The organism is Spirilliplanes yamanashiensis, assembly GCF_016863475.1.
GTDB lineage: Bacteria > Actinomycetota > Actinomycetes > Mycobacteriales > Micromonosporaceae > Spirilliplanes > Spirilliplanes yamanashiensis.
Window position 1 is genome coordinate 1 of the sequence record NZ_BOOY01000027.1, and the last position, 21,645, is coordinate 21,645.

Annotated in this window: 16 protein-coding genes and 1 pseudogene; 7 read left to right on the forward strand and 10 right to left on the reverse strand. The window is 76.2% G+C overall.

What is annotated here, in order from left to right; all coding sequences use genetic code 11:
* From Sya03_RS18515 to Sya03_RS18535, 5 genes and pseudogenes are all read right to left on the reverse strand, one after another.
* Nucleotides 1-1,195, reverse strand: a pseudogene (locus tag Sya03_RS18515) (glycosyl hydrolase); the annotation flags it as partial.
* Between the two features lie 391 nt (nucleotides 1,196-1,586).
* Nucleotides 1,587-2,420: a hypothetical protein gene (locus Sya03_RS18520; protein ID WP_203939586.1), complete on the reverse strand. Its 834-nt coding sequence runs from the start codon at nucleotides 2,418-2,420 to the stop codon at nucleotides 1,587-1,589.
* A 124-nt stretch (nucleotides 2,421-2,544) separates the two neighbouring features.
* Entirely contained in the window at nucleotides 2,545-2,925 is a 381-nt protein-coding gene (locus tag Sya03_RS18525) for a DnaJ family domain-containing protein (RefSeq protein ID WP_203939587.1), read from the reverse strand.
* Nucleotides 2,926-2,945: 20 nt separating this feature from the next.
* Nucleotides 2,946-4,103: an acyl-CoA dehydrogenase family protein gene (locus Sya03_RS18530; protein WP_203939588.1), complete on the reverse strand. Its 1,158-nt coding sequence runs from the start codon at nucleotides 4,101-4,103 to the stop codon at nucleotides 2,946-2,948.
* A gap of 67 nt (nucleotides 4,104-4,170) precedes the next feature.
* A complete protein-coding gene (locus Sya03_RS18535; RefSeq protein ID WP_203939589.1) occupies nucleotides 4,171-4,737 on the reverse strand; it encodes a dihydrofolate reductase family protein in 567 nt (188 codons plus the stop codon).
* 172 nt (nucleotides 4,738-4,909) lie between these two features.
* Here Sya03_RS18535 and Sya03_RS18540 point away from each other — a divergent pair, with 172 nt between their 5' ends.
* A complete protein-coding gene (locus tag Sya03_RS18540; protein WP_203939590.1) occupies nucleotides 4,910-7,171 on the forward strand; it encodes a catalase in 2,262 nt (753 codons plus the stop codon).
* 22 nt (nucleotides 7,172-7,193) lie between these two features.
* On the opposite strand, the gene Sya03_RS18545 is transcribed toward Sya03_RS18540, so the two are convergent.
* The 5 genes from Sya03_RS18545 to Sya03_RS18565 all read right to left on the reverse strand — a co-directional run bounded on the left by Sya03_RS18545 (nucleotide 7,194) and on the right by Sya03_RS18565 (nucleotide 14,607).
* Nucleotides 7,194-8,369, reverse strand: coding sequence for a glycoside hydrolase family 18 protein (locus tag Sya03_RS18545; RefSeq protein WP_239107667.1), 1,176 nt, complete (start codon nucleotides 8,367-8,369; stop codon nucleotides 7,194-7,196).
* Between the two features lie 38 nt (nucleotides 8,370-8,407).
* Nucleotides 8,408-11,668 carry a glucodextranase DOMON-like domain-containing protein gene (locus Sya03_RS18550; RefSeq protein WP_203939591.1) on the reverse strand — a complete coding sequence of 1,087 codons (3,261 nt, stop codon included), beginning with the start codon at nucleotides 11,666-11,668 and terminating at the stop codon, nucleotides 8,408-8,410.
* 77 nt (nucleotides 11,669-11,745) lie between these two features.
* On the reverse strand, nucleotides 11,746-12,408 hold the full coding sequence (locus Sya03_RS18555) for a DUF4190 domain-containing protein (protein ID WP_203939592.1): 663 nt from the start codon (nucleotides 12,406-12,408) through the stop codon (nucleotides 11,746-11,748).
* A gap of 58 nt (nucleotides 12,409-12,466) precedes the next feature.
* The gene (locus Sya03_RS18560; RefSeq protein ID WP_203939593.1) at nucleotides 12,467-13,144 is read right to left on the reverse strand and encodes a septum formation family protein; all 678 of its coding nucleotides are present in this window, start codon (nucleotides 13,142-13,144) and stop codon (nucleotides 12,467-12,469) included.
* Between the two features lie 59 nt (nucleotides 13,145-13,203).
* Nucleotides 13,204-14,607, reverse strand: coding sequence for an aldehyde dehydrogenase family protein (locus tag Sya03_RS18565; RefSeq protein ID WP_203939594.1), 1,404 nt, complete (start codon nucleotides 14,605-14,607; stop codon nucleotides 13,204-13,206).
* 73 nt (nucleotides 14,608-14,680) lie between these two features.
* Here Sya03_RS18565 and Sya03_RS18570 point away from each other — a divergent pair, with 73 nt between their 5' ends.
* Genes Sya03_RS18570 through Sya03_RS18595 form a run of 6 tightly spaced genes read left to right on the forward strand, consistent with a single transcriptional unit; the run spans nucleotide 14,681 to nucleotide 21,641 of the window.
* A complete protein-coding gene (locus Sya03_RS18570) occupies nucleotides 14,681-16,306 on the forward strand; it encodes a carbamoyltransferase family protein (protein WP_203939595.1) in 1,626 nt (541 codons plus the stop codon).
* Nucleotides 16,303-17,274: a glycosyltransferase family 2 protein gene (locus Sya03_RS18575; protein ID WP_203939596.1), complete on the forward strand. Its 972-nt coding sequence runs from the start codon at nucleotides 16,303-16,305 to the stop codon at nucleotides 17,272-17,274. The genes Sya03_RS18570 and Sya03_RS18575 overlap by 4 nt, the downstream gene beginning before the upstream one ends.
* Entirely contained in the window at nucleotides 17,274-18,893 is a 1,620-nt protein-coding gene (locus Sya03_RS18580; RefSeq protein ID WP_203939597.1) for an HAD-IIIA family hydrolase, read from the forward strand. Before Sya03_RS18575 ends, Sya03_RS18580 begins: the two co-directional genes overlap by 1 nt.
* On the forward strand, nucleotides 18,890-19,837 hold the full coding sequence (locus Sya03_RS18585; protein ID WP_203939598.1) for a glycosyltransferase: 948 nt from the start codon (nucleotides 18,890-18,892) through the stop codon (nucleotides 19,835-19,837). The genes Sya03_RS18580 and Sya03_RS18585 overlap by 4 nt, the downstream gene beginning before the upstream one ends.
* A complete protein-coding gene (locus Sya03_RS18590; RefSeq protein WP_203939599.1) occupies nucleotides 19,822-21,027 on the forward strand; it encodes a glycosyltransferase in 1,206 nt (401 codons plus the stop codon). The genes Sya03_RS18585 and Sya03_RS18590 overlap by 16 nt, the downstream gene beginning before the upstream one ends.
* Nucleotides 21,027-21,641: a D-sedoheptulose-7-phosphate isomerase gene (locus Sya03_RS18595; RefSeq protein WP_203939600.1), complete on the forward strand. Its 615-nt coding sequence runs from the start codon at nucleotides 21,027-21,029 to the stop codon at nucleotides 21,639-21,641. Before Sya03_RS18590 ends, Sya03_RS18595 begins: the two co-directional genes overlap by 1 nt.
* Nucleotides 21,642-21,645: the final 4 nt, after the last annotated feature.

Below are 21,645 nucleotides of genomic sequence, written 5' to 3' on the forward strand. Positions count from 1 at the left end.
CCGCCGGGTTGTTCAGCTCGTTCGTCAGGAACTGGGTGATCGTCGCCAGGTCCGCCCCGGACGAGTCGCCGACCGCGGGCACCTCCGGCAGCACGCCGGTGTAGCGCATGGTCGTGCGGAACTGCGTGCCGGTGAGAATCTTCATCCGGCCGCGCGGCGACACGTACGTCGGCGTCAGCGGGGAGCCGCCCGACAGGTTGCGCCACTGGTGCGGGTACAGCGCCATGACCGTGCCGGTGCCGCCGCTCTCGCGGGCGGTCGTGGTGTACGCGTACGTGCTGTTGACGACGCCGCCCGCCTGGTCGTAGGCGTACGACACCGTCGTGCCGGTCACGTGGTTGTGCGCCAGCGCGGCCCACGACTCGGCCAGCGCGGCCCGGTCGCCGGAGCCGTCGGTCGGCAGCACCGCGACGGAGAAGTAGCCCTTGCCGGCCAGGCTGGAGCGCAGGTTGTTGCCCTCGAGCGTCCACGTCGAACCCGCCGGCCCGTACGCCACGTAGTCGTGGCCGCCGATCGAGAAGCCGACCCGGCCGCCGGTGTTCGCCCAGACCTGCGGCGGGCCGACGATCGAGATGAGCGCGTCGCCGCCGGTCGCGGTGAAGTACGCCATCGGCAGGCCGTGGCCGATGGTCGCGCGCAGGGTGCGGCTGCCGTCGCTCCACAGGGGGCTGACGGTCCAGTCCGACCAGCCGTCCACCAGCGCCCGCGGGGCGTTCAGCCCGGCCACGCCGACCACCAGGTGCTGGGCGTACGGGTAGTGGTACTCGCCCAGGCCGGTCGCGCTGCCGCTGATCGCCGGGGTCGTCTGGTACGACACGCCGAGACCGCCCGAGACGGGCCGGTAGGCGGCCGGGTGCGCGTAGAGCGGCTGCGAGAACGCGCAGTCGTCGCCCTTCTTGAACAGCAGCGACGACCACCAGTCGTTGGTGGGCAGGCCGCCCTTGGGGGCGTTCTCCGTGACGAACTGGCGCGGGTTGGTGGCCAGGTCGCCGCAGCCGGTCGGCAGCGCCGCGCCGGGCGGGAGGGTCTCGGTGTAGCTGCCGGCGCCCACGGTGGCGGCGTCGGCGGTGCCGGCGATGCCGACGGCGACGGCGCCCGACGTCACCGCGATGAGCGCGGCGGCGGCGAAGCGGGGCAGGCGGGACCGGCGCGGCGGGCCGGTGTCCAGAGTGGCGGGGCGCAGCGGCAGGGACATGCGAAGCCTCCGGCAGGTAGGGGAGGACGACGGCCCGGCACTGGGCGCCGGGCCGTGAGGGGTGAGAGGGAGACGTTCCAGGGCAGGGCGGAACGGTGAGATCGAGAGAACAGAGAGTGAGAGAGCGCTCTCTCAGGGCGAGACATTAACGGAGTCCGAAGTGTTACGTCAATGTTTCTCGAGCCTGGTTCGTTGCGGGCGTCGATTTGTGTCCGCCCCGTGACGCGTAACGGCTCCGCTGCTGCGCGCAGCGGTCCGCCGCCCAGCCGCCGCCCGCGGGCTCACCGGCCCGGCGTGCCCACGGACCGGCGCTCCGCCGACTGCGCAGCGTGACAGCACGCGGTCCCGGCCCCCGCCGTGCGGGCGGGCGCCGGGACCGGGTGGGTGGCCGTCAGGAAGCGGCCGGCGTCGGGGCCTGGCCGCCGCCGTCGGTGCCGTCCTCCGGGCCCGTGCCGCCGCCGTCGGCCGGGGTGCCCGGGCCGGACGTGGTGGCCGGGTCCTGCGGGACGGCCGGGGCGGTGCCGGTGGGGTCGGCGCCGGGCGCGGTGGTCGTCGGCGCGACCGACGGCTCCGGCTCGGCGGTGACGGCCGGCGTCACCGTGGCGCCGTCGGCCGGGGTGGGGCTGACCTCCGGCGCGGGCGCGCCGCCCGGGTCGCCGCCCACCACGCTGGTGATCGTCGTGGCCCCGGCGGTGTCGTCGCCGAACACCGCCGCGAGCGACTGGCCGGCCATCAGCTCCACCAGCAGTATCGCGGCCATGGCCAGCACGAACACGACGCCCGACAGCAGCGCGATGCGCTTCCACTTCGGCGTCGCCGGGGTGACCGGGCCGTACGCCCCGGCCGCGCCGGTCGCCGACGCCGACGTCACCGGGATGACCGTGGTGGCGTCGGGGCCGGCCGCCCCCGACGCCCCCGACGCGCCCGACGCGCCCGTCACGCTCGTCGCCGAGGCGGACACGGGGACGGCGTCGCCGGTGCGCGGCACGGTCACCAGGCCCGGCTTGGCCTTGCGCAGGCGGCCGTAGCCGCGGCGCAGCGAGTTGGTGTACAGCTCGGTGCCGACCGAGCCGACGATGCTGGCCACCGCCGCGCCGCCCAGGGTTCCGGCCACGCCGAGCGAGGACGCGGCCACCGCGGCGGACACGGCGGCCAGGCCGCCGGCGCAGATCTTCGCGATGTCGATGCCGGACCAGATCTTCGCGGGCGTTTCGGTAGTCGTCATACTCCTCAGGGCTTCCAGCAGACTGCGGGTGTCGCCCTCCACTGTTACCCGCCGTGCTCGGCTGAACCATCCAGGTGCCGATTCCGTGGCACAGCACACGGTGCGCCCGGCCGGCCCGGCCGGCTCAGCGGCGCTCCCGCCAGCCCGCCACCACGGCGTCGGCGTCGAGGTCGCGCAGCAGCACGGGCGGCCCGCCGAGGTGCCCGCGCCGGTTGCGCGCGATCCGCTCGTTCAGGGCGGCGACCGCGGCCCGCACCTGCGCCTCCGTGCGCAGCCGGTCGACGGTGGCGGGCAGGTCCTCCAGCTCGCGGCGCAGCGTCAGCGTGGCGGGCAGCACGCCGGTCACCTCTTCGCGGCGCACCCAGTCGCGCACCCACCAGTCCTCGTCGTACTCGCCGCCCGCCCCGGGCAGCGGCTTGCCGAGGCCGCTCAGGCCGTCCCACTCGCCGCGCTCCTGCGCCTCGCGGATCTGCCGGTCGACGGCCGATTCCCACCGGTTCGTCATGCGTCCAGCGTAGGCACGGCTCAGACGAACGCGCTGTGCCCGGTGATCGCCCGCCCGACGACCAGGGTGTTGATCTCACGGGTGCCCTCGTACGAGTAGAGGGCCTCGGAGTCGGCGACGAACCGGCCGATGTCGTAGTCCAGCACGATGCCGTTGCCGGCCAGCAGCTCCCGGGCCCACCCGGCGACCTCGCGCATCCGGCTGGTGCACCACGCCTTGGCCAGCGCCGAGTGCTCGTCGCGGTAGGTTCCGTCGTCCTGCAGCTGGGCCAGCCGCACGCACATGCCCAGCGAGGCGGTGGCGTTGCCGAGCATCCGCACCAGCAGGTCCTGCACCAGCTGGAACCCGGCGATCGGCTTGCCGAACTGCTCGCGCTTGCGCGCGTAGTCGAGCGCGATGTCGTACGCGGCGAGCATCACGCCGACGGACTGCCAGGCGACGCCGCTGCGGGTGCGCCGCAGCACGACCGCGGTGTCCCGGAACGAGGTGGCGTTCTGCAGCCGGTCGGCCTCCGGCACCCGGCAGTCGGTGAGCCGGATGTCGGCGTTCTGGACCGTGCGCAGGGCGATCTTGTTCTCGATCTTCGTGGCGGCGTAGCCGGGGTTGTCGCCGCGCACGACGAAGCCCTTGACCTTGTTGTCGGCCTCGTCGCGGGCCCACACCACGATCAGGTCGGCGAACGTGCCGTTGCCGATCCACCGCTTCGCGCCGTTGAGGACCCAGGTGTCGCCGTCGCGCCGGGCGGTGGTGCGCATGCCCTGCGACACGTCCGAGCCGCCCTCGGGCTCGGTCAGCGCGAACGCCCCGATCTGCTCCATCTGCCCCATCGCCGGCAGCCAGCGCTCCTGCTGCTCCGGCGACCCGCACGCGGCGATGCTGCCCATGGCGAGCCCGGCGTGCACGCCGAAGAACGTGGCCATGGACGGGTCGGCGTGCGCCATCTCCAGCGCCAGGAACCCGCTGAGCAGGCTGCTGGGCGCCGGGTCCCGGTACGGCAGCGCGGCCAGCCCCAGCTCGGCGAAGCCGCCGATGAGGTGGTGCGGGAACTCGGCCCGGTTCCAGTGGTGGTTCGCGACGGGGGCGACCTCGGCGCGCAGGAACTCGCGGGTGCGGGCGAGGATCTCCCGCTCGTCGCCGGGCAGCAGGTCCTCGAAGCGGTAGAAGTCGCCGGTCAGCATGCCGTCCATGTTCCCGCGCCCGGCCCGGCCATGCGGCCGCTTCGCCGGTCAGGCCGCGTGGGCGGGCTCAGGCCGCGAGGGTCGGCAGGGCGTAGCGCAGGAACAGCACGTCGCCGGCCAGCCGCTGTTCGTCGAGCAGCTCCAGGCGGGAACGCACGCCGTCGGGGAAGAAGCGCAGGCCGCCGCCCACGACGGCGGGACCGACGTAGAGCTGCACCTCGTCGACGAGCCCGGCCCGCAGCGCGTGCGCCGCCAGGGTGGGCCCGTCGACGGTGAGGTCCCGCTCGGACCGCTCCTTGAGGGCGCGGACGGCGTCGGGGTCGAAGGTGCGCTCCAGGCGGGTGCGGGCGGTGCCGACGGTCTCCAGCGTCGTGGAGTACACGACCTTGTCGGCCGCCTGCCAGATGCGTGCGTACTCGAGGGCGACGTCGGGCTGGCCCGGCTCCAGGTGGGCGGTCTCCCAGTAGGACATCACCTCGTACATCCGGCGGCCGACCAGGTAGGTGCCGAAGGCGCGGGAGGCCTCGTTGACGAACCGGTGGACCTCCTCCCGGCCGGCCCACTCGAAGCCGCCGGCGGGGTCGCTGACGTAGCCGTCGACCGAGGTGATCATCGAGTACACGAGCTTGCCCATGCCGAGCCTCCTCACAACCGATTGCTGTCTGCAACCGGTCCGCTCACCGTAGCGAGACCGCTTTCGGAATGCAACTGGTCGCCGCCTGTCCCGTTTGACCGGATAAAGCGTTTGCTGGCCGGTCGGCGGGGTAGCGCCCACTGACCGCATCCCGCGCCGACGGAGGAGACCCATGGACAGCAGCAAGCCCGTCAAGGTCGTCAAGGACGTCGTGGGGGCCGCCGCCGCGAAGGTGGCCGACGCCCTGACCGACACCGTGCCGGGCGCCCCGGGCAGCGCACCCGCCCCGGTCGCCGAGCCCACCACGCCGGCGGGCCCGCTGCCGGCCAAGAGCGAGCAGGGCGCCCCCGACACCCGGACCCCCACCGGCGCCGAGACCGGCGTCCCGCCGACCGCGAAGGGGCAGCAGGGCGCCCACCTCACCACCGCCCAGGGGGCCCGGCTGCGGGACACCGACCACTCGCTGAAGGCCGGGCCGCGCGGGCCCGTCCTCCTGCAGGACCACCACCTCCGCGAGAAGATCACCCACTTCGACCACGAGCGCATCCCCGAGCGGGTCGTGCACGCCCGCGGCGCCGGGGCGCACGGCGTGTTCACCGGCTACGGCACCGCCGACGACCTCACCCGGGCCGGGTTCCTGCGCAAGGGCAAGGAGACGGCGGTCTTCGTACGGTTCTCCACCGTGCTCGGGTCGCGCGGCTCGGCCGACACCGTGCGCGACACCCGCGGCTTCGCGACGAAGTTCTACACCGACGAGGGCACGTTCGACCTGGTCGCGAACAACATCCCGGTGTTCTTCATCCAGGACGCGATCAAGTTCCCGGACATCATCCACGCGGGCAAGCCGCACCCGGACCGGGAGATCCCCCAGGCGCAGAGCGCGCACGACACGTTCTGGGACTTCGTCTCGCTGCACACCGAGGCGCAGCACCACACGATCTGGAACATGTCCGACCGGGGCATCCCGCGCTCGTACCGGACGATGGAGGGCTTCGGCGTGCACACCTTCCGCCTCGTCAACGAGGCGGGGGAGACGGTGCTGGTCAAGTTCCACTGGAAGCCCAAGCTCGGCGTGCACTCCCTGACCTGGGAGGAGGCGCAGCTCGCCGCGGGCGTCGACCCCGACTTCCACCGCCGCGACCTGTACGACGCGATCGAGGCCGGCGCGTTCCCCGAGTGGGAGCTCGGCCTGCAGGTCTTCCCCGACACCCCGGAGGAGACGTTCGCCGGCATCGACCTGCTCGACCCCACCAAGATCGTGCCGGAGGAGCTGGCCCCGGTGCAGGCGGTCGGCCGGCTCGTGCTGAACCGCACCCCGCGCAACTTCTTCGCCGAGACCGAGCAGGTCGCGTTCCACCTCGGGCACCTGCCGCCCGGCATCGACGTCACCAACGACCCGCTGCTGCAGGGCCGGCTGTTCTCGTACGTGGACACCCAGCTCACCCGGCTCGGCGGGCCGAACTTCTCGCAGATCCCGATCAACCGGCCGCACGCCGACGTCAACGACATGCTGCGCGACGGCTTCCACCAGCACGCCGTGCACGCGGGCGTGGCGCCGTACCGGCCGAACTCGCTCGACGGCGGCAACCCGTTCCCGGCCGGCGACGCCGAGCGGGCGTTCCTCGACGTGCCCGTGACGGTGGCGCAGGCGCCGAAGGTGCGGGCCAACCCGGCGTCCTTCGACGACCACTACAGCCAGGTGCGGCTGTTCTGGCAGAGCATGACGCCGGTCGAGAAGGAGCACATCATCCACGCGTACACCTTCGAGCTGGGCAAGTGCTACGAGCAGGCGATCAAGGAGCGCCAGCTGCAGTGCCTGGCCAACGTGGACCCGGTGCTGTGCGCCCAGGTCGCCGCCGGGCTGGGCCTGCCCGCGCCGGAACCCACCGTGCCGCTCGCCGACGTCACGCCCAGCCCGGCGCTGTCGCAGGTCGGCGGCCGGTGGCCGGCCGACGGCCGGCTCGTCGGCATCGTCGTCGACCCGGACGGTGACCTGGACGGCGTCGACGAGGTGCGCCGGGCGGTGTTCTCCGCCGGCATGGTGCCGCTGCTGATCGCCCCGCACGGCGGCACCGTGGACGGCACGCCGGTGCAGCGCACGTTCGCCACCGCCCGGTCCGTCGAGTTCGACGCGGTGCTGCTCGCCGGGTCGCCCGCCCCCGCCGCGGACGCCCTGCCCGGCCGCGACGCCAAGGCCGGCGCCAGCGCCACCGCCACGGTGGACCCGCGCGTGCTGCTGCTGGTGGACGAGTGCTGGCGGCACGCCAAGGCGATCGGCGCGTGGGGCGCCGGCGCCGCCGTCCTGGAGCAGGCCGGCCTGGCCGGCACACCGGGCGTCGTCACCGCCGGCTCCGGCGCCGAGGCCCTCGCCGCGGTGCAGGACCTGATGGCCGCCCACCGGGTCTGGGAGCGGTTCCCCGCCACGGTCGCCTGACGCGGCCGCGAACGGCGGCGGGTCACGGTCGTCCGAGGCCCGCCGCCATCGCGGTCAGCAGCGCCGCGTCCGGGGAGTCGCCCGACAGCTCCCACGCGAACGCCCCGCCGAGGCCGCGCTCGCGCGCCCACCGCGCCTTCGCCGTCACGGTCGCCGGGGTGTCGTAGCTCCACCACTGGCCGTTGCAGAACGCGTACGCCGTGCCGCCCGCCTCCCCCGTCGGCGGGCAGCGCCGCGCCAGCACCGCGTAGTCCTCCATGCCCGCCTCGAAGCGCCCCGGCGCCGGCCCGGCCGCGGCCGAGCCCGGGGCCGCGTCGCGCACCCCGACCCAGCCCCGGCCGTAGAAGCCGATGCCCAGCAGCAGCTTGCCCGCCGGGATGCCCAGCGCCGTCAGCCGCCCGATCGCCGCGTCGCCGACCGCGTCGGGCCGGGGCGCGCCCGGGTACGCGGTCAGCGCCGAGTGCGCCGCCGTCACGTCCCCGCCGCCGCCCGTGCCGGCGAAGTCGTACGTCATGGCGGCCACCCAGTCGAGGTGCCGGGCGGCGCCCGCGTAGTCGGCGGCGGCCAGCTTCCCGGCGTCCGCGGGGACGGCCGCCGTGACCAGCCGGTCCGGGCCGAGCGCGCCGCGCAGCGCCGCCACCACGGCGGCCAGCGCCCCGGGCCCGCTGGTGTCGCACTGCCGGCCGCAGGCGTTCGGGTACTCCCAGTCCACGTCGATGCCGTCGAAGACGCCGGCCCAGCGCGGGTCGTCCAGCAGCCTGGCACAGGACGCGGCGAACCCGGCCGGGTCGCGGGCGGCGTCGGCGAAACCGGCCGAGCCGTTCCAGCCGCCGAACGACCACAGCACCTTCAGGTCCGGGTGCGCCGCCTTGAGCAGGCGCAGCTGGCCGATCGCGCCGCCGGTGGCCGGCCGGCCACCGACGCTCTCCGCGGCCGGGTACGGGCGGGCGGTGTCGGCCCACGGGTCCGCGGGGGCGCACCGGCCACCGTCGACGGACCCGAACGCGTACACCAGGTGGGTGAGCCGGCCCGCCGCGACGTCGGCGACCTGGAAGTCGCGGGCGTAGACGCCCCACCCGGCGAGGTACCCGACGACGCGCGGTTCCGCGGGCGCCGGCGGGGGCGGTTCGGCGGGTGCCGGGGCGGCGCACCCGGAGGCCAGCACGGCGGCGGCGAGCAGGGCACGGCGCAGTCTCACCGCGCCATTGTGCCTGCGATGCCCGATTCGTCACCCGTTCAGGGGACGGGCACCCCCACCAGCTGCACCGGCGGCGCCGCCGGGTCGAGCACCTCCTGCTGGCTGACGCCCGCCGGGACGACCGTGTCCATCACCTTCGGCGCGGCGGCCGGGTCGGTGCCGCACACCGGCGCGCTGTCGCCCGCCGCGCACAGCCCGAACTGGTACGGCTGCGGCGTCGCCGCGAACCCGCGCGCCTGGTCCGGGCTGTAGCCGTCCTGGCCGTGGAGCGCCACCGTGAACACCCAGCCGGGGCCGGGCGTCCCCAGCGCCGCCTTCGGCACGCCGACCAGGATGGACCGGGTGGCGGCGTTGGCCGTGACGGTGACCGTGCCCAGGGAGTCGCCGCCGGCGTCGGCGAACACCGGCCCGGCGAAGCCCTGCACCTCGATCCGGCTCGACCAGGCCGAGCCGGGCGCGATCGTGTAGTTGCGCTGCGGGAACGGCGCGGCCGTCGAGAAGCTCCCGGCGGCCGGGTCGCGCACGAACACGTCGAGCAGCTGGGCGCCCAGCGCCGAGCCGAACGTGGGCGTCAGGTCGCGCAGCCGGGTCAGCAGGTAGACGGTGTCGCCCGCGTCGACGACCTGGAACCGCTCGATGTCGTACGCGCCGGGCCGGAAGTCGGCGGCCGTCGGGTACCGGTAGGTGCCCGGGCCGTTGTCGTCGCCCTGCGGGTCGTCCACGGTGAGCAGCGCCGGGCCGGGCAGCGCCTCGGACACCACCGTCACCCGCGCGTAGCCGGTCGCCCGGCCCCGCTCGGCGGCCACCGTCACCACGTTCGCCAGGAACCCGACGGGCACGACGGCCCGGAACGCGCCCGCGGCGTCGGCGGTCACGGTGACCGTGCGGGTCGCCCCCGCCACGTCGGTCGGGGTGCCCGCCACGGTGACGCGGGCGCGCGGCGCCGTCACACCGGTGACCGTCGCCGTGCCGCCGGGCACCACGGCGCCCTCGGCCGGGGCGGTGATCGTCACCGGCAGGGTGCCGGGCGCGCCGCGGGTCACGTACCGGTCGCGCACGGCCGCCGGCTGCTCGATCACCCGGCCCTCGCCCAGCGAGCGGATCAGCCGCACCTGCTGCGACTGCGCCCACGTCAGCGGCGACGCCGAACCGGCCGCGCCGCCCGGCACGAACCCGATCGACGCCTGCTCGGGCGGGGTGCCCCACGCCGACGGCGGCACCGCCGGGTTCTCCCACGTCTGCTCGGGGATCAGCCCGACGCCCGTGCCGGACGCGGTCATCGCGTCGAGCAGCCGGGCGGCGCCGGGGGAGTCGCCGCGCTCCAGGTGGTGCTGGGCGCGCTCGCCGCTGAGCACCGGCCACAGGTGCCCGGACCCCGCGTTGCCCGTCGGCCACGGCCGCCCGCTCGGGGCGCACGCGGTCGGGTCGGGCTCCCAGCAGTCGCCGTAGCCGTCCTCGGTGCCCGCGGTGGCGGTGCCGTAGCGGTAGAAGCCGTCGCCGATGCGCAGCACCCGGTCGACCACCGGCAGCGACGCCAGCACGTCCGGGTCGTCCGGCGGCAGGACACCCAGCCGGGTCAGCTCCAGGAAGCCCGCGTCGACCACCGTGCGCTGGTCGGCGTCCGGGCCGCCGTTGCCCAGGTTGTAGGTGATCGCGGCGTCCGGGTCGCCCGTCTTGGCGAGCCGGATGAAGTACCGCGGCGCGTACGGGCCGCTCGTGGTGACCGTCCAGCCCTTCACCGAGCGCTGGAAGTGGTCGGCGGTGGCCCGGTAGACCCGCGCCGCGTCCCGGGCGCCCTGCCGGTCGGCGATCCGCGCCGCCGCGACCAGCCCGGCGATCTCCGCCGCGATCGTCGACGGCGAGTGCCCCGACTGCTCCTCCCACCGCTCGCTGCCGAACGACGGACCGTACGCCACCAGGAAGTCCGCCGCCCGGCGCACCCGCGGCCACAGGCCCCGGTCGCCCGCCAGCCCCGCCTGCCACGCCATCAGCACCGGGTACGCGGTCTCGTCGAGCTGGTCGCCGCCCGAGTCGGGCGCCACCTTGCCGTTCAGCAGCGAGTTGCGCGGGAACCGCCCGTCGGGCAGCTGCTGGCGCTCGAACAGCCAGCGCACGGTGTCGCGGGCGGTCGCCCGGTCGCCGGTCGCCAGCAGCCCCGTGAACGACTCGTACAGGTCCCGGGCGAAGATCTCGCGGTACGAGCCGAAGTACACCGGCCGCCCGCCCGGGGTGTCACCGGCGCTGACCGCCTGCCCCCACGGGCTGGCCAGCGACGCCACGATCGCCCCCGGGAACGTCTTGTCCTCGCTGGCCTTGAGCACGTTCGCCGACAGGTAGTAGGCCCGCCGCCGGTCCCGCGGCGGCCGGGCCAGCGTGCGGTCGTACGCCGCCCAGCCCAGGTGGTAGCGCGCGGCGGTGGCGGCGAACGGGGTCCGCGCGGCGGCGCCGGCCACCTCGACGGCGGACCCGGCGTCGCGGCCGAACCCCAGCGCCAGCGTCACCGGCCCCCGCCCGGTGTCCAGCCGCGCCGTCTGCACCACGTTGCCGCCGAACGCGTCCGCGTACCGGGTGGTCAGCCGCCGCGACGCGTCCAGCTGCGCCAGCCCGTCCGACGCGGTGCCCGCGAACCCGCTGGTCGAGGCCAGGAACGGCCGGTCGGCGCGCACCGCCAGCGCGGTCGGCACCGCGTAGTCGCGGTTCAGCGCGCTGCTGGTCGTCTGCGGGTCGGCCGCCACCAGCGCGCCCGTCGCCGCGTCCACCTGCGCGTCGTCGGCGCCGCCGTTGGCCGCGCCGCCCCCGCCGTTGCCGTTGACGCTCGGGTCCACGTGCACCCACAGCTGCAGCCCCGGCACCTCCGTCACCAGCCGCACCCGCGCCACCACGGCGTCGCGCCGCGGGTCCGTCAGGTACTCCGCCACGATCCGGTACTTCCCGCTGCGCGCCACGCTGGTGACCTCGCACGACATCCCCGACTCGTCCAGCGCCCGCACCGAGTACGTGGTGTCGCGGGTCTGGATGTCGGTGAACGTGACCCCGTCGGTGACGACGAACTGCACCGACTCCAGGTTCGTGTTGTCGACGGTGGGGCTGTAGACATCGGACAGCACGCCGTTGGCGACCGTGTACCAGACCTTCGAGCCCCGCCCGTACGCCGTGCCGACACAGTCCTTGCGCGCCAGCCCGAAGTGCGACACCGTCCCCGGCCCACCCGGCGCCGGGGGAGCGGCCGCCGCCCCCGCGGGCGACGCGACGGCGAACGGGGCGAGCAACAGCGACGCGGCGAGCAGCACGGGCCTCATCCGCGCATCAGACCATTGATGCCCGTCGCCGACAACACCTCCGTCGGCAATCGGCAGCGCGCGTGCCGCTCGCCGGGTCAGCCGCGCAGGGAGTAGTTCTGCGGCACTGGCAGCACGGCGAGGCAGACCACGTCGCCGCGGCCCGAGACGCGCGACAGCCACGTCGGCTCCAGGGGCACCGCGCGCGTGGAGCGGTCGGCGGCGGGAGCGTAGGCCGCGAGCCGGTCGGCGCAGGCGGCCGCGAGGAACTCGTCCTTGTCGTAGTCGTCGATGCGCGCCGGGTACGGGATGTCGCCGACGGAGACGACCTCCGCGGCGTGCGCCTCCCGGCAACCGACCACGGGCAGCTCGGAGACCGTCGTCTCGGTGCCGAGCACCTCGACGCAGTCGCCCGGGCGCAGGTGGACGAGGCCCACCGGGCCGGCGGCGACCACCCGGCCCGCCGCGTCGCGCGCGGGACCCCCGACCGGCCACAGGTTGAGGGCCAGCATGGCGGCGAGCGCCAGGGTGCCGGCGACCATCCCGGCCACGGCGATGCCGCGGCCCCGCTCCTGGCCGCGGCGGATCCGGGCAAGGGCGGCCAGGCCGAGGCCGATGCTCAGGGGCGCGCAGGCGGTGAGGGAGGTGGCCAGCGCGGCGACGGCGAGCCCGCTCAGCGGCGGCCGCGCCGCCGGTGAGGCGGCGGGCCGGCCGTCGGTCGCGTCGGCGGGCGGGGTGGTGGTCGGTTCGGCGTCGGGCACGACGCGGGACACTAGCGGCGGCGCGTCCCCCGTGCCGCCCCGTTTCCTGCGACCCCCGTCACTGCCGGATCGAGCCGGTGCCCTTCGCCGGCTGGGTGGCCAGGCAGGTGATGGTCTTGTCGCGGTCCCAGCTCTCCGCCACCGGCTGCAGGAACAGCAGGTCGACGGCGTCGGCCTTCTCCCCGGCGTAGTCGTCCAGCAGCCGGCCGCACTCCTCGGTGGCCGCCTGCTCGACGGCGGCCGCGCCCGGGAACGCCGCGCCGGTCATGGTGTGCACGCCGACGACCTCGGCGTCGTGCGGCTGGGCGCACGGCACGACGGACACGTCGGTGACCATGCCCTCGCGGGCGCCGTTGAGGCAGTCGCCGGCGCGCAGCTCGGTGACCGCCGCGGTGCCACCGGAGGTCAGCGCGCCGTCGGCGTCGCGGTCCGGGGACTGCGCGATCGCGATGGCGGCGCCGATGCCGATGAGCAGGGCCCACGCGCAGGAGATGGCGATGGCGGCGATGGCCAGGCCGCGCTTCTGGTTGCGCTTGCGGGCCTGCACGAGCCCGGCGATGCCGAGGCCGAGGCCGAGCAGGACGCCGCCGAGCAGCGACAGCACGAAGGCGGCGATGGACAGCCCGTTGTTCCCGGCGCGCGGCGGGGCGGCCTGGGGGTACGGCGGCTGCGGGCCGGCGGGCTGCGGGTGGGCAGGCTGCGGGGCGGCGGGCGGCGGCGGCAGAGTCTCGGACACGAGGCGGCACGCTAGCAGCGACGGGGGCCCGCGCGCCGCCCCATGACGATCGTCGGCGTTCACCAGCCCGACGGCGGCGCCTCCACGTGGACGGCCTTGGTCACCGTCAGCTCGTCGAGCAGCTCCGGGCCGTACCCGAAGCCCTGGCCGCTGGCGCGGCGCGGGTGCGCGGCGCCGCCCGGGGCGCCGCCGAACACCGCGTTGATCTTGACCGTGCCGGCGGGCAGGTCGCGCCAGGCGCGCTGGGCGTTGCTCATCGACGGCGTCAGCACGGTCGCGGCCAGCCCGTACGGGGAGTCGGCGGCCCGGGCCAGGGCCTCGTCGAAGCTGTCGACCACCACGACGGGCGCGACCGGGCCGAACGTCTCCTCGCGCAGCACCGCCATGTCGTCGGTGCAGCCGGCCAGGACGGTCGGCGGGTACCAGGCGCCGGGGCCGGGCGGCACCTCGCCGCCGCAGCGGGCCGTCGCGCCGGCCGCGACCGCCGCCGTCACCTGGGCGTGCACGGCGTCGCGGTGGCGGGTGTCGACGAGCGGGCCGAGCCGGTCGGCCCACGCGCCGGCCTCGGCGACCAGGGCGTCGAGGAACGCGTCGGCGACGGAGCGGTGCACGTAGACGCGCTCGACGGCGACGCAGATCTGGCCCGAGTTGGCGAACGCGCCCAGCGCCGCCTGCCCGGCCGCCCACGCCGGGTCAACCCCGGCGTCGACGATCAGCGGGTCGCTGCCGCCGTTCTCCAGCAGCGCCTTGGCGCCGGTGCGGGCGCACACCGCGGCGATGGCCCGGCCGGTGGCCGTCGAGCCGACGTGCGCGACCACGTCGACGTCGGCGCCGGTGAGCGCCGCGCCGACGCTGCCCGGGCCGGTGAGCAGCGACAGCACGCCGTCGGGCAGGTGCGGGGCGAGCGCCCGGACGACGGCGTGGCCGACGGCGGGGGTGCGCTCGCTCGGCTTCGACACGACGGTGTTGCCGGTGACCAGGGCGGCGCCGATGAGCCCGCAGGTCACGGCGACCGGGTCGTTCCACGGGGTGATGGCCGCGACCACGCCGCGCGGCTGGTACGCCATCAGGTCGATCGCCTCGTCGTTGCCGGCCAGCGCGCGCCCGCGGTGCACGGGGCCCAGCTCGGCGTACTGGCGCAGCGTGCCGATGCCGGCGTCGATGCTGCCGCGGGCGTCGGCGACCGGCTTGCCCATCTCGGCGCGCATCAGCTCCGCGATGTCGTCGGCGGCGGCCTCCAGCGCGTCCGCGGCGGCGTGCACGGCGGCGGCGCGCGCGGCCGGCGCGGTGCGGGCCCAGCCGGGCTGCGCGTCGCGGGCCGCCTTCACGGCGGCGGCCACGTCGGACTCCGTCGCCACCGGCACCCGGCTCACCGCGGCGCCGTCGACGGGGCTGCGGACCTCGAACGTGTCGCCCGCGGCGGGCGTCCAGACGCCCCCGATCAGCTGTTCCACCTCATGCATGTGGCGCGAATGCCCCAAAGAACTGCCGCCAAACTATGGTTTAGAACCGCTTGCCGGCGGTACTCGCAGCGCCATGAAGGTGCTCGGGATCAACGCCGTGTTCCACGACCCGGCGGCGGCGCTCGTCGTCGACGGGCGCATCGTCGCCGCCGCGGAGGAGGAGCGGTTCAGCCGCCGCAAGCACGGCAAGCGGCCGGTGCCGTTCTCCGCCTGGGAGCTGCCCGAGCTGGCCGCCGCGTGGTGCCTGGCCGAGGCAGGGCTGACGCCGGGCGAGCTGGACGCCGTCGCGTACTCGTTCGACCCGGCCCTGGCCGGCGACGTGTCGGCCAGCGACCCGTGGGACCACCTGCGCGTCGACTACGCCCGGCGGGCCCCGCAGTTCCTGGCCACCGCGCTGCCCGGGCTCGACCCGGAGCAGGTGCGGTTCGTGCCGCACCACGTCGCGCACGCCGCCTCGTCCGGCCTGGCGAACCCGCACGGCGACGGCGCCGTGCTGGTGCTCGACGGCCGCGGCGAGCGGGCCAGCCACCTCGGCGGGGTGTACCGGGACGGGCAGCTGGAGGTGCTGGCCGCGCAGGACCTGCCGCACTCGCTCGGCCTGCTCTACGAGGACCTGACCCGGCACCTGGGCTTCCTGCACTCCAGCGACGAGTACAAGGTGATGGCGCTGGCGTCGTTCGGCGAGCCGCGGTTCCTGCCGCTGCTGCGCGAGCTGATCCACGCCACCGACGACGGCGGCTTCCGGGTGGAGCGCATCGACTGGTCGGCGATGGCCAAGCCGGTCACCGACGGCACGCTGACGGACGCGCACGCCGACCTGGCCTCCAGCATCCAGACCCGGCTGGAGGAGGTCATGCTCGACCTCGCCCGGTGGACCCACGACGCCGCCGGCGGCCCCGAGACGCTGACGATGGCCGGCGGCACCGCGCTGAACTGCGTGGCGAACGCGCGGATCGCCGCCGAGGGCCCGTACCGGCAGGTGTGGGTGCAGCCCGCGGCCGGCGACGCGGGCACCGCGCTCGGCGCCGCCCTGCACGTGGCCCGCGAGGCCGGCCCGGTCGAGCCGATGGCGGGCGCCGCCCTCGGGCGCGGCTGGTCCGACGAGGAGCTGGAGGCGGAGCTGCGGCGCGCCGCGCTGCCGTACACCCGGCCGGAGTCCATCGCCGCCGAGGCCGCCCGGGTGCTCGCCGACAACGGCATCGTCGCCTGGTACCAGGGCCGCAGCGAGTACGGCCCGCGCGCGCTGGGCCACCGGTCGCTGCTGGCCCACCCCGGCGACCCCGACACCCAGACCCGGATGAACGACGTCAAGGGCCGCGAGCAGTTCCGGCCGATCGCGCCGATGGTGCGCGCCGAGCGGTTCGCCGACATCTTCGACGGCGTCTACCCCAGCCCGTACATGCTGTTCGTGCACACCGTGAAGCCGGAGTGGAAGGACCGCATCCCGGCCGTCGTGCACGTCGACGGCACCGCCCGCGTGCAGACCGTCCACCCGGAGACCGAGCCGGTGGTGGCGGAGATGCTGGCCGAGTTCGAGCGGCTCACCGGGCTGCCGGTGGTGGTCAACACGTCGCTGAACACGGCCGGGCGGCCCATGGTGGACACCCCGCGCGAGGCGATGGAGCTGTTCGGATCGGCGCCCGTCGACCTGCTCGCGCTCGGGCCGTTCGCCGTGCACCGGGCCAAGGCGTTCGGATGATCAGCGTCGTCGTGCCCACGCTCGGGCGGCCGAGCCTGGCCGCCGTGCTGACGGCCCTGGCCACCGGCGAACGCCCCGCCGTGCCGGTCGAGGTGCTGGTGGTCGACGACCGGGCCGACCCGGTGGGGGAGCTGCCCGTGCCGGCGTCGCTGGCCGGGCTGGTCAAGGTGCTGCCCGGCCGCGCCGCCGGGCCCGCCGCCGCCCGCAACACCGGCTGGCGCGCCGCCGGGCACCCGTGGGTGGCGTTCCTCGACGACGACGTGGTGCCCGACGCCGACTGGCTGGTGCGGCTGCACGCCGACCTGGCCGGCGTGCCGGCACGGGTGGGCGGCGTGCAGGGCCGCGTGGTCGTGCCGCTGCCGGCCGACCGGCGCCCCACCGACTGGGAACGGGTCACCGCGGCGCTCGCCGACGGCGACTGGATCACCGCCGACATGGCGTACCGGCGCGCGGCCCTCGCCGCGGTCGACGGCTTCGACGAGCGGTTCCCGCGCGCGTTCCGGGAGGACGCCGAGCTGGCCCACCGGGTCCGCAGCGCGGGCTGGGAGCTGGTGCGCGGCGAGCGCCGGGTGACCCACCCGGTGCGCCCGGAGAGCCGCTGGGTCAGCGTGCGCACCCAGCGCGGCAACGCCGACGACGCGCTGCTGCGCCGCCTGTACGGGCCGTCCTGGCGGGCCGTCCTCGACGTGCCCCCGGGCCGCCGGCGCCGCCACCTCGCCGTGACGGCCGCGGGCGCCGCGGCGCTGGCCTGCGCGGCGGCCGCCGCCGTGACCCGCCGCCGCGCCCCGGCGTACGCCGCCGCGGCGGCCGGCGCGGCCTGGCTGACCGGCACGGCCGAGTTCGCCTGGGCCCGCATCGCCCCCGGTCCCCGCGACGCCCGGGAGGTGACCACCATGCTCCTGAGCAGCGCAATCATCCCTGTCGCAGCGGTCGCGCACTGGACGCGGGGCTGGTGGACAAGTCGTTGATGTTTATCAGTGCTGGCCACGGGCAGGTACCCGGGGTGACGACACCCCCCGGGCTGTTCGACGCCGTCCTGTTCGACCGCGACGGCACCCTCGTGCACGACGTGCCGTACAACGGTGACCCGGCCCTGGTGGAGCCCGTCGCGGGCGCCCGCGCGGCGCTCGACCGGCTGCGCGCCGCGGGCCTGCGCCTCGGCGTCGTCACCAACCAGTCCGGCATCGCCCGCGGCCTGCTCACCCGTGCGCAGGCCGACGCCGTGAACGCCCGCGTCGAGGAGCTGCTCGGCCCGTTCGGCACCTGGCAGGTGTGCCCGCACGACGACGCCGCCGGCTGCGCGTGCCGCAAGCCCGCGCCCGGCCTCGTGCACGCCGCCGCCCGGGCGCTGGGCACCACCGCGGCGCGCTGCGTCGTCGTCGGCGACATCGGCCGCGACATGGGCGCCGCCCTGGCCGCGGGCGCCACCGGCATCCTCGTGCCGACACCCGTCACGCTGGCCGGCGAGGTCGCCGCCGCCCCGGCCGTGGCCGCCGACCTGCCCGCCGCCGTGGACGAGATCCTGCGCCGGCAGGCGTCCGTCGCCGCCGCCGGGCAACCGCGCCGCCGCCGCCACGTGCTCGTCGCCCGCCCCGACTCGGCGGGCGACGTCCTGCTGATGGGCCCCGCCTTCCGCGCCGTCGCCGCGCACGCCGACCGGGTCACGCTGCTGTGCGGGCCGCGCGGGCGCGCCGCCGCCGAGCTGCTGCCCGGCGTCGACGAGCTGATCGAGCACCGGCTGCCGTGGATCGACCCGCAGCCGCAACCGGTCGACCCGGCCGCGATGGCCGCGCTCACCGACCGCCTCGCCGGCTTCGACGAGGCGGTCGTGTTCACCTCGTTCCACCAGTCGGCGCTGCCACTGGCCCTGCTGCTGCGGATGGCCGGCGTGCCCCGCGTCTCCGCGATCAGCGACGACTACCCCGGCTCGCTGCTCGACGTGCGGCACCGGGTGCCGCCCGGCGTGCCCGAGCCGGAGCGGGCCCTGTCGCTCGCCGCGGCCGCCGGCTTCCCGCCGCCGCCCGGCGACGACCTCGCCCTGCGGCTGCGCGCCGACCGGGTCGTGCCGGGCGACCTGCCGCCCGGCTACGTCGTGGTGCACCCCGGCGCGTCCGTGCCCGCCCGCGCCGCGCCCGCCGGGCCGCTGCGCGCCGCCGTCGCGGCGCTGGCCGCGGCCGGGCACCGGGTCGTCGTCACCGGCGGGCCCGCCGAGACGGCGCTGACCGCCGAGGTCGCCGGCGACGCCGGCACCGACCTGGGCGGCCGGCTGTCGCTGGGCGAGCTGGCGGGCGTGCTGGCCGCCGCGAGCTGCGTCGTCGTCGGCAACACCGGGCCCGCGCACGTCGCCGCCGCCGTGGGCACGCCCGTGGTCAGCCTGTACGCCCCGACCGTCCCGTACGGCCAGTGGGGCCCCTACCGCGTCCCGGCGGTGCGCCTGGGGGACGCGGCCGCGCCGTGCCGGGACACCCGGGCGAGCGTCTGCCCCGTCCCCGCTCATCCCTGTCTGTCCACTCTGGAGATTTCGGCCGTGGTCGCCGCGGTCGGGCTCCTGAGCGCGTCATCGAAGCCCGTGGAGGTCGCGGCGTGAACATCCTGCACTGGCACGTGCACGGCTCCTGGACGACGTCGTTCGTCCAGGGCAAGCACCGCTACCTGATCCCGGTCGACGACGAGCGCGGCCCGTACGGCCGCGGCCGCGCCCGCACCTGGGACTGGCCCGCCACGGCCGTCGAGGTGACCGCGGACCGGCTCGCCGCCGAGGACGTCGACGTCGTCGTCGCCCAGCGCCCCGAGGAGCTGGAGCTGGCCGAGCGCTGGCTCGGCCGCCGGGTGCCCGTCGTCTACGTCGAGCACAACACCCCCAAGGGCGACGTGCCGGCGAGCCGGCACCCGATGGCGGACCGCGACGACCTGCTGCTCGTCCACGTCACCCACTTCAACGACCTGTTCTGGGACGCGGGCGGCACCCGCACCGCCGTCGTGGAGCACGGCGTCGTCGAGCCCGCCGCCCGCTGGACCGGCGAGCTCGACCGCCTCGCCGTCGTCACCAACGAGCCGGTGCGCCGCGGCCGGGTCACCGGCACCGACCTGTTCGGCCGGTTCGCCGCGGTCGCCCCGCTCGACGTGTTCGGCATGGGCGTCGCCGGACTGGCCGGCGAACCCGGCATCACCCCGCACGACGACCCGCCCCAGCACGCCATGCACGCCCTGGTGGCGCAGCGGCGCGTCTACCTGCACCTGTGCCGGTGGACGTCGCTGGGGCTCAGCCTCATCGAGGCCATGCAGATGGGCATGCCCGTGGTGGCCCTGGCCACCACCGAGGCACACGAGGCCGTCCCGCCGGACGCGGGCGTGCTGAGCACCGACGCCGCGGCGCTCGTCGAGGCCACCCGGTGGCTGCTCGACGAGCCGGACGAGGCGGCCCGCCTCGGCGCCCGCGCGCGCCAGGTCGCCCTCGCCCGCTACGGCCTCGACCGGTTCCTCGCGGACTGGGACCGCATCCTGGAGGACGAAGTATGCGCATCGCGCTGATCTCCGAGCACGCCAGCCCGCTCGCCGCGCTCGGCGGCGAGGACGCGGGCGGGCAGAACACCCACGTGGCCGAGCTGGCCGCCGCGCTGGCCGACGCCGGCAACGACGTGCGCGTCTACACCCGCCGCGACGACCCCGCGCTGCCCGAATGCGTCGCGGTGCGCCCCGGCGTCACGGTCGTGCACGTGCCCGCCGGGCCCGCCGAGCAGGTGCCGAAGGACGACCTGCTGCCGTACATGGGCGCCTTCGGCGACTGGCTCGCCGCCGCCTGGGGCGGCGACTGGCGCCCCGACGTCGCGCACGCGCACTTCTGGATGAGCGGGCTCGCCACCGTGAGCGCCGCCCAGCAGACCGGCGTGCCGGTGGTGCAGACGTACCACGCGCTGGGCGTCGTCAAGCGCCGCCACCAGGGCGACAAGGACACCAGCCCGGCGCAGCGCATTGGCTACGAGCGGGCCGTGGGGCGCGCCGTCGACGCGGTCGTGTCGCAGTGCCGCGACGAGACCGCGGAGCTGCTGCGGATGGGCGTGCCGGCGAACCGGATCGCGCTCATCCCGTCCGGCGTGGACCACGAGCGGTTCACCCCGGACGGTCCGGCCGAGCCGCGCGAGCCGGGCCGGCCGCGGATCCTGAGCGTCGGCCGGTTCGTGGAGCGCAAGGGCTTCCTCGATCTGGTCCGCGCCCTGCCGGCGGTGCCCGGCGCCGAGTGCGTCATCGTCGGCGGCGTGCCGGGCGACCCGCTGGCCGGGCGGCTGCGCGAGCTGGCCGCCGAGCTGGGCGTGGCGGACCGGCTGCGCCTGGTCGGCGCGGTGAAGCCCGGCGACATGGCCCGGTGGTACCGCTCCGCCGACGTGCTCGCCGCCACCCCCTGGTACGAGCCGTTCGGGCTGACCCCGCTCGAGGCGATGGCGTGCGGCGTGCCGGTCGTCGGCACCGCCGTGGGCGGCCTGCGCGACACCGTCGTCGACGGCCTCACCGGCGACCTGGTGCCGCCGCGCGACCCGCGCGCGCTCGGCCTGGCGCTGCGCCGGCTGCTGCGCGACCCGGTGCGCCGGCTCGCCTACGGCTCCGCGGCCCTCGACCGCGCCCGCAACTGTTACCCCTGGTCGCGCGCCGCGGACCAGCTGTCCACCCTGTACGCCCGCGTCAGCGGCGTGCGGGACCGCGAGACGACGGGAGCCGTCGCGTGATGAACCCCCTGGATGTGCACCTCGGGAACCTGTCGGCCGCGCTCGGCCCGTACCGCCAGGCGGCGGGCGTGCTGGCCGGCTGGGGCGAGCGGCTGGCCTGGACGCTGGGCCGGGGCGGCCGGCTGCTGACCGCGGGCAACGGCGGCAGCGCGGCCGAGGCGCAGCACCTGGCCGCCGAGCTGGTGGGCAAGCTGCGCGACGACCGCACCCCGCTGTCGGCCGTCGCCCTGTGCGCCGACTCGTCGGCGGTCACGGCCATCAGCAACGACTACGGCTTCGACGAGATGTTCGCCCGGCAGGTGCGCGGCCACGGCCGCCCCGGCGACGTGCTGCTGCTGATGAGCACCAGCGGCCGCAGCCCGAACCTGCTCGCCGCCGCCCGCGCCGCCCGCGAGTCCGGGCTGCACACGTGGGCGCTGACCGGGCCGGCCCCGAACCCGCTGGCCGAGCTGTGCGACGAGGTGCTCGCGTGCCCGTCGCCGGACTCGCAGGTGGTGCAGGAGCTGCACCTGGTCTCGGTGCACGTGCTGTGCGAGCACGTCGACCGCTGCCTGCCCACGGTGCTGGCGTGCGAGGAGGCGGAGCTGCTGGTCGGCGACGGGGTGGCCTCGTGACCCG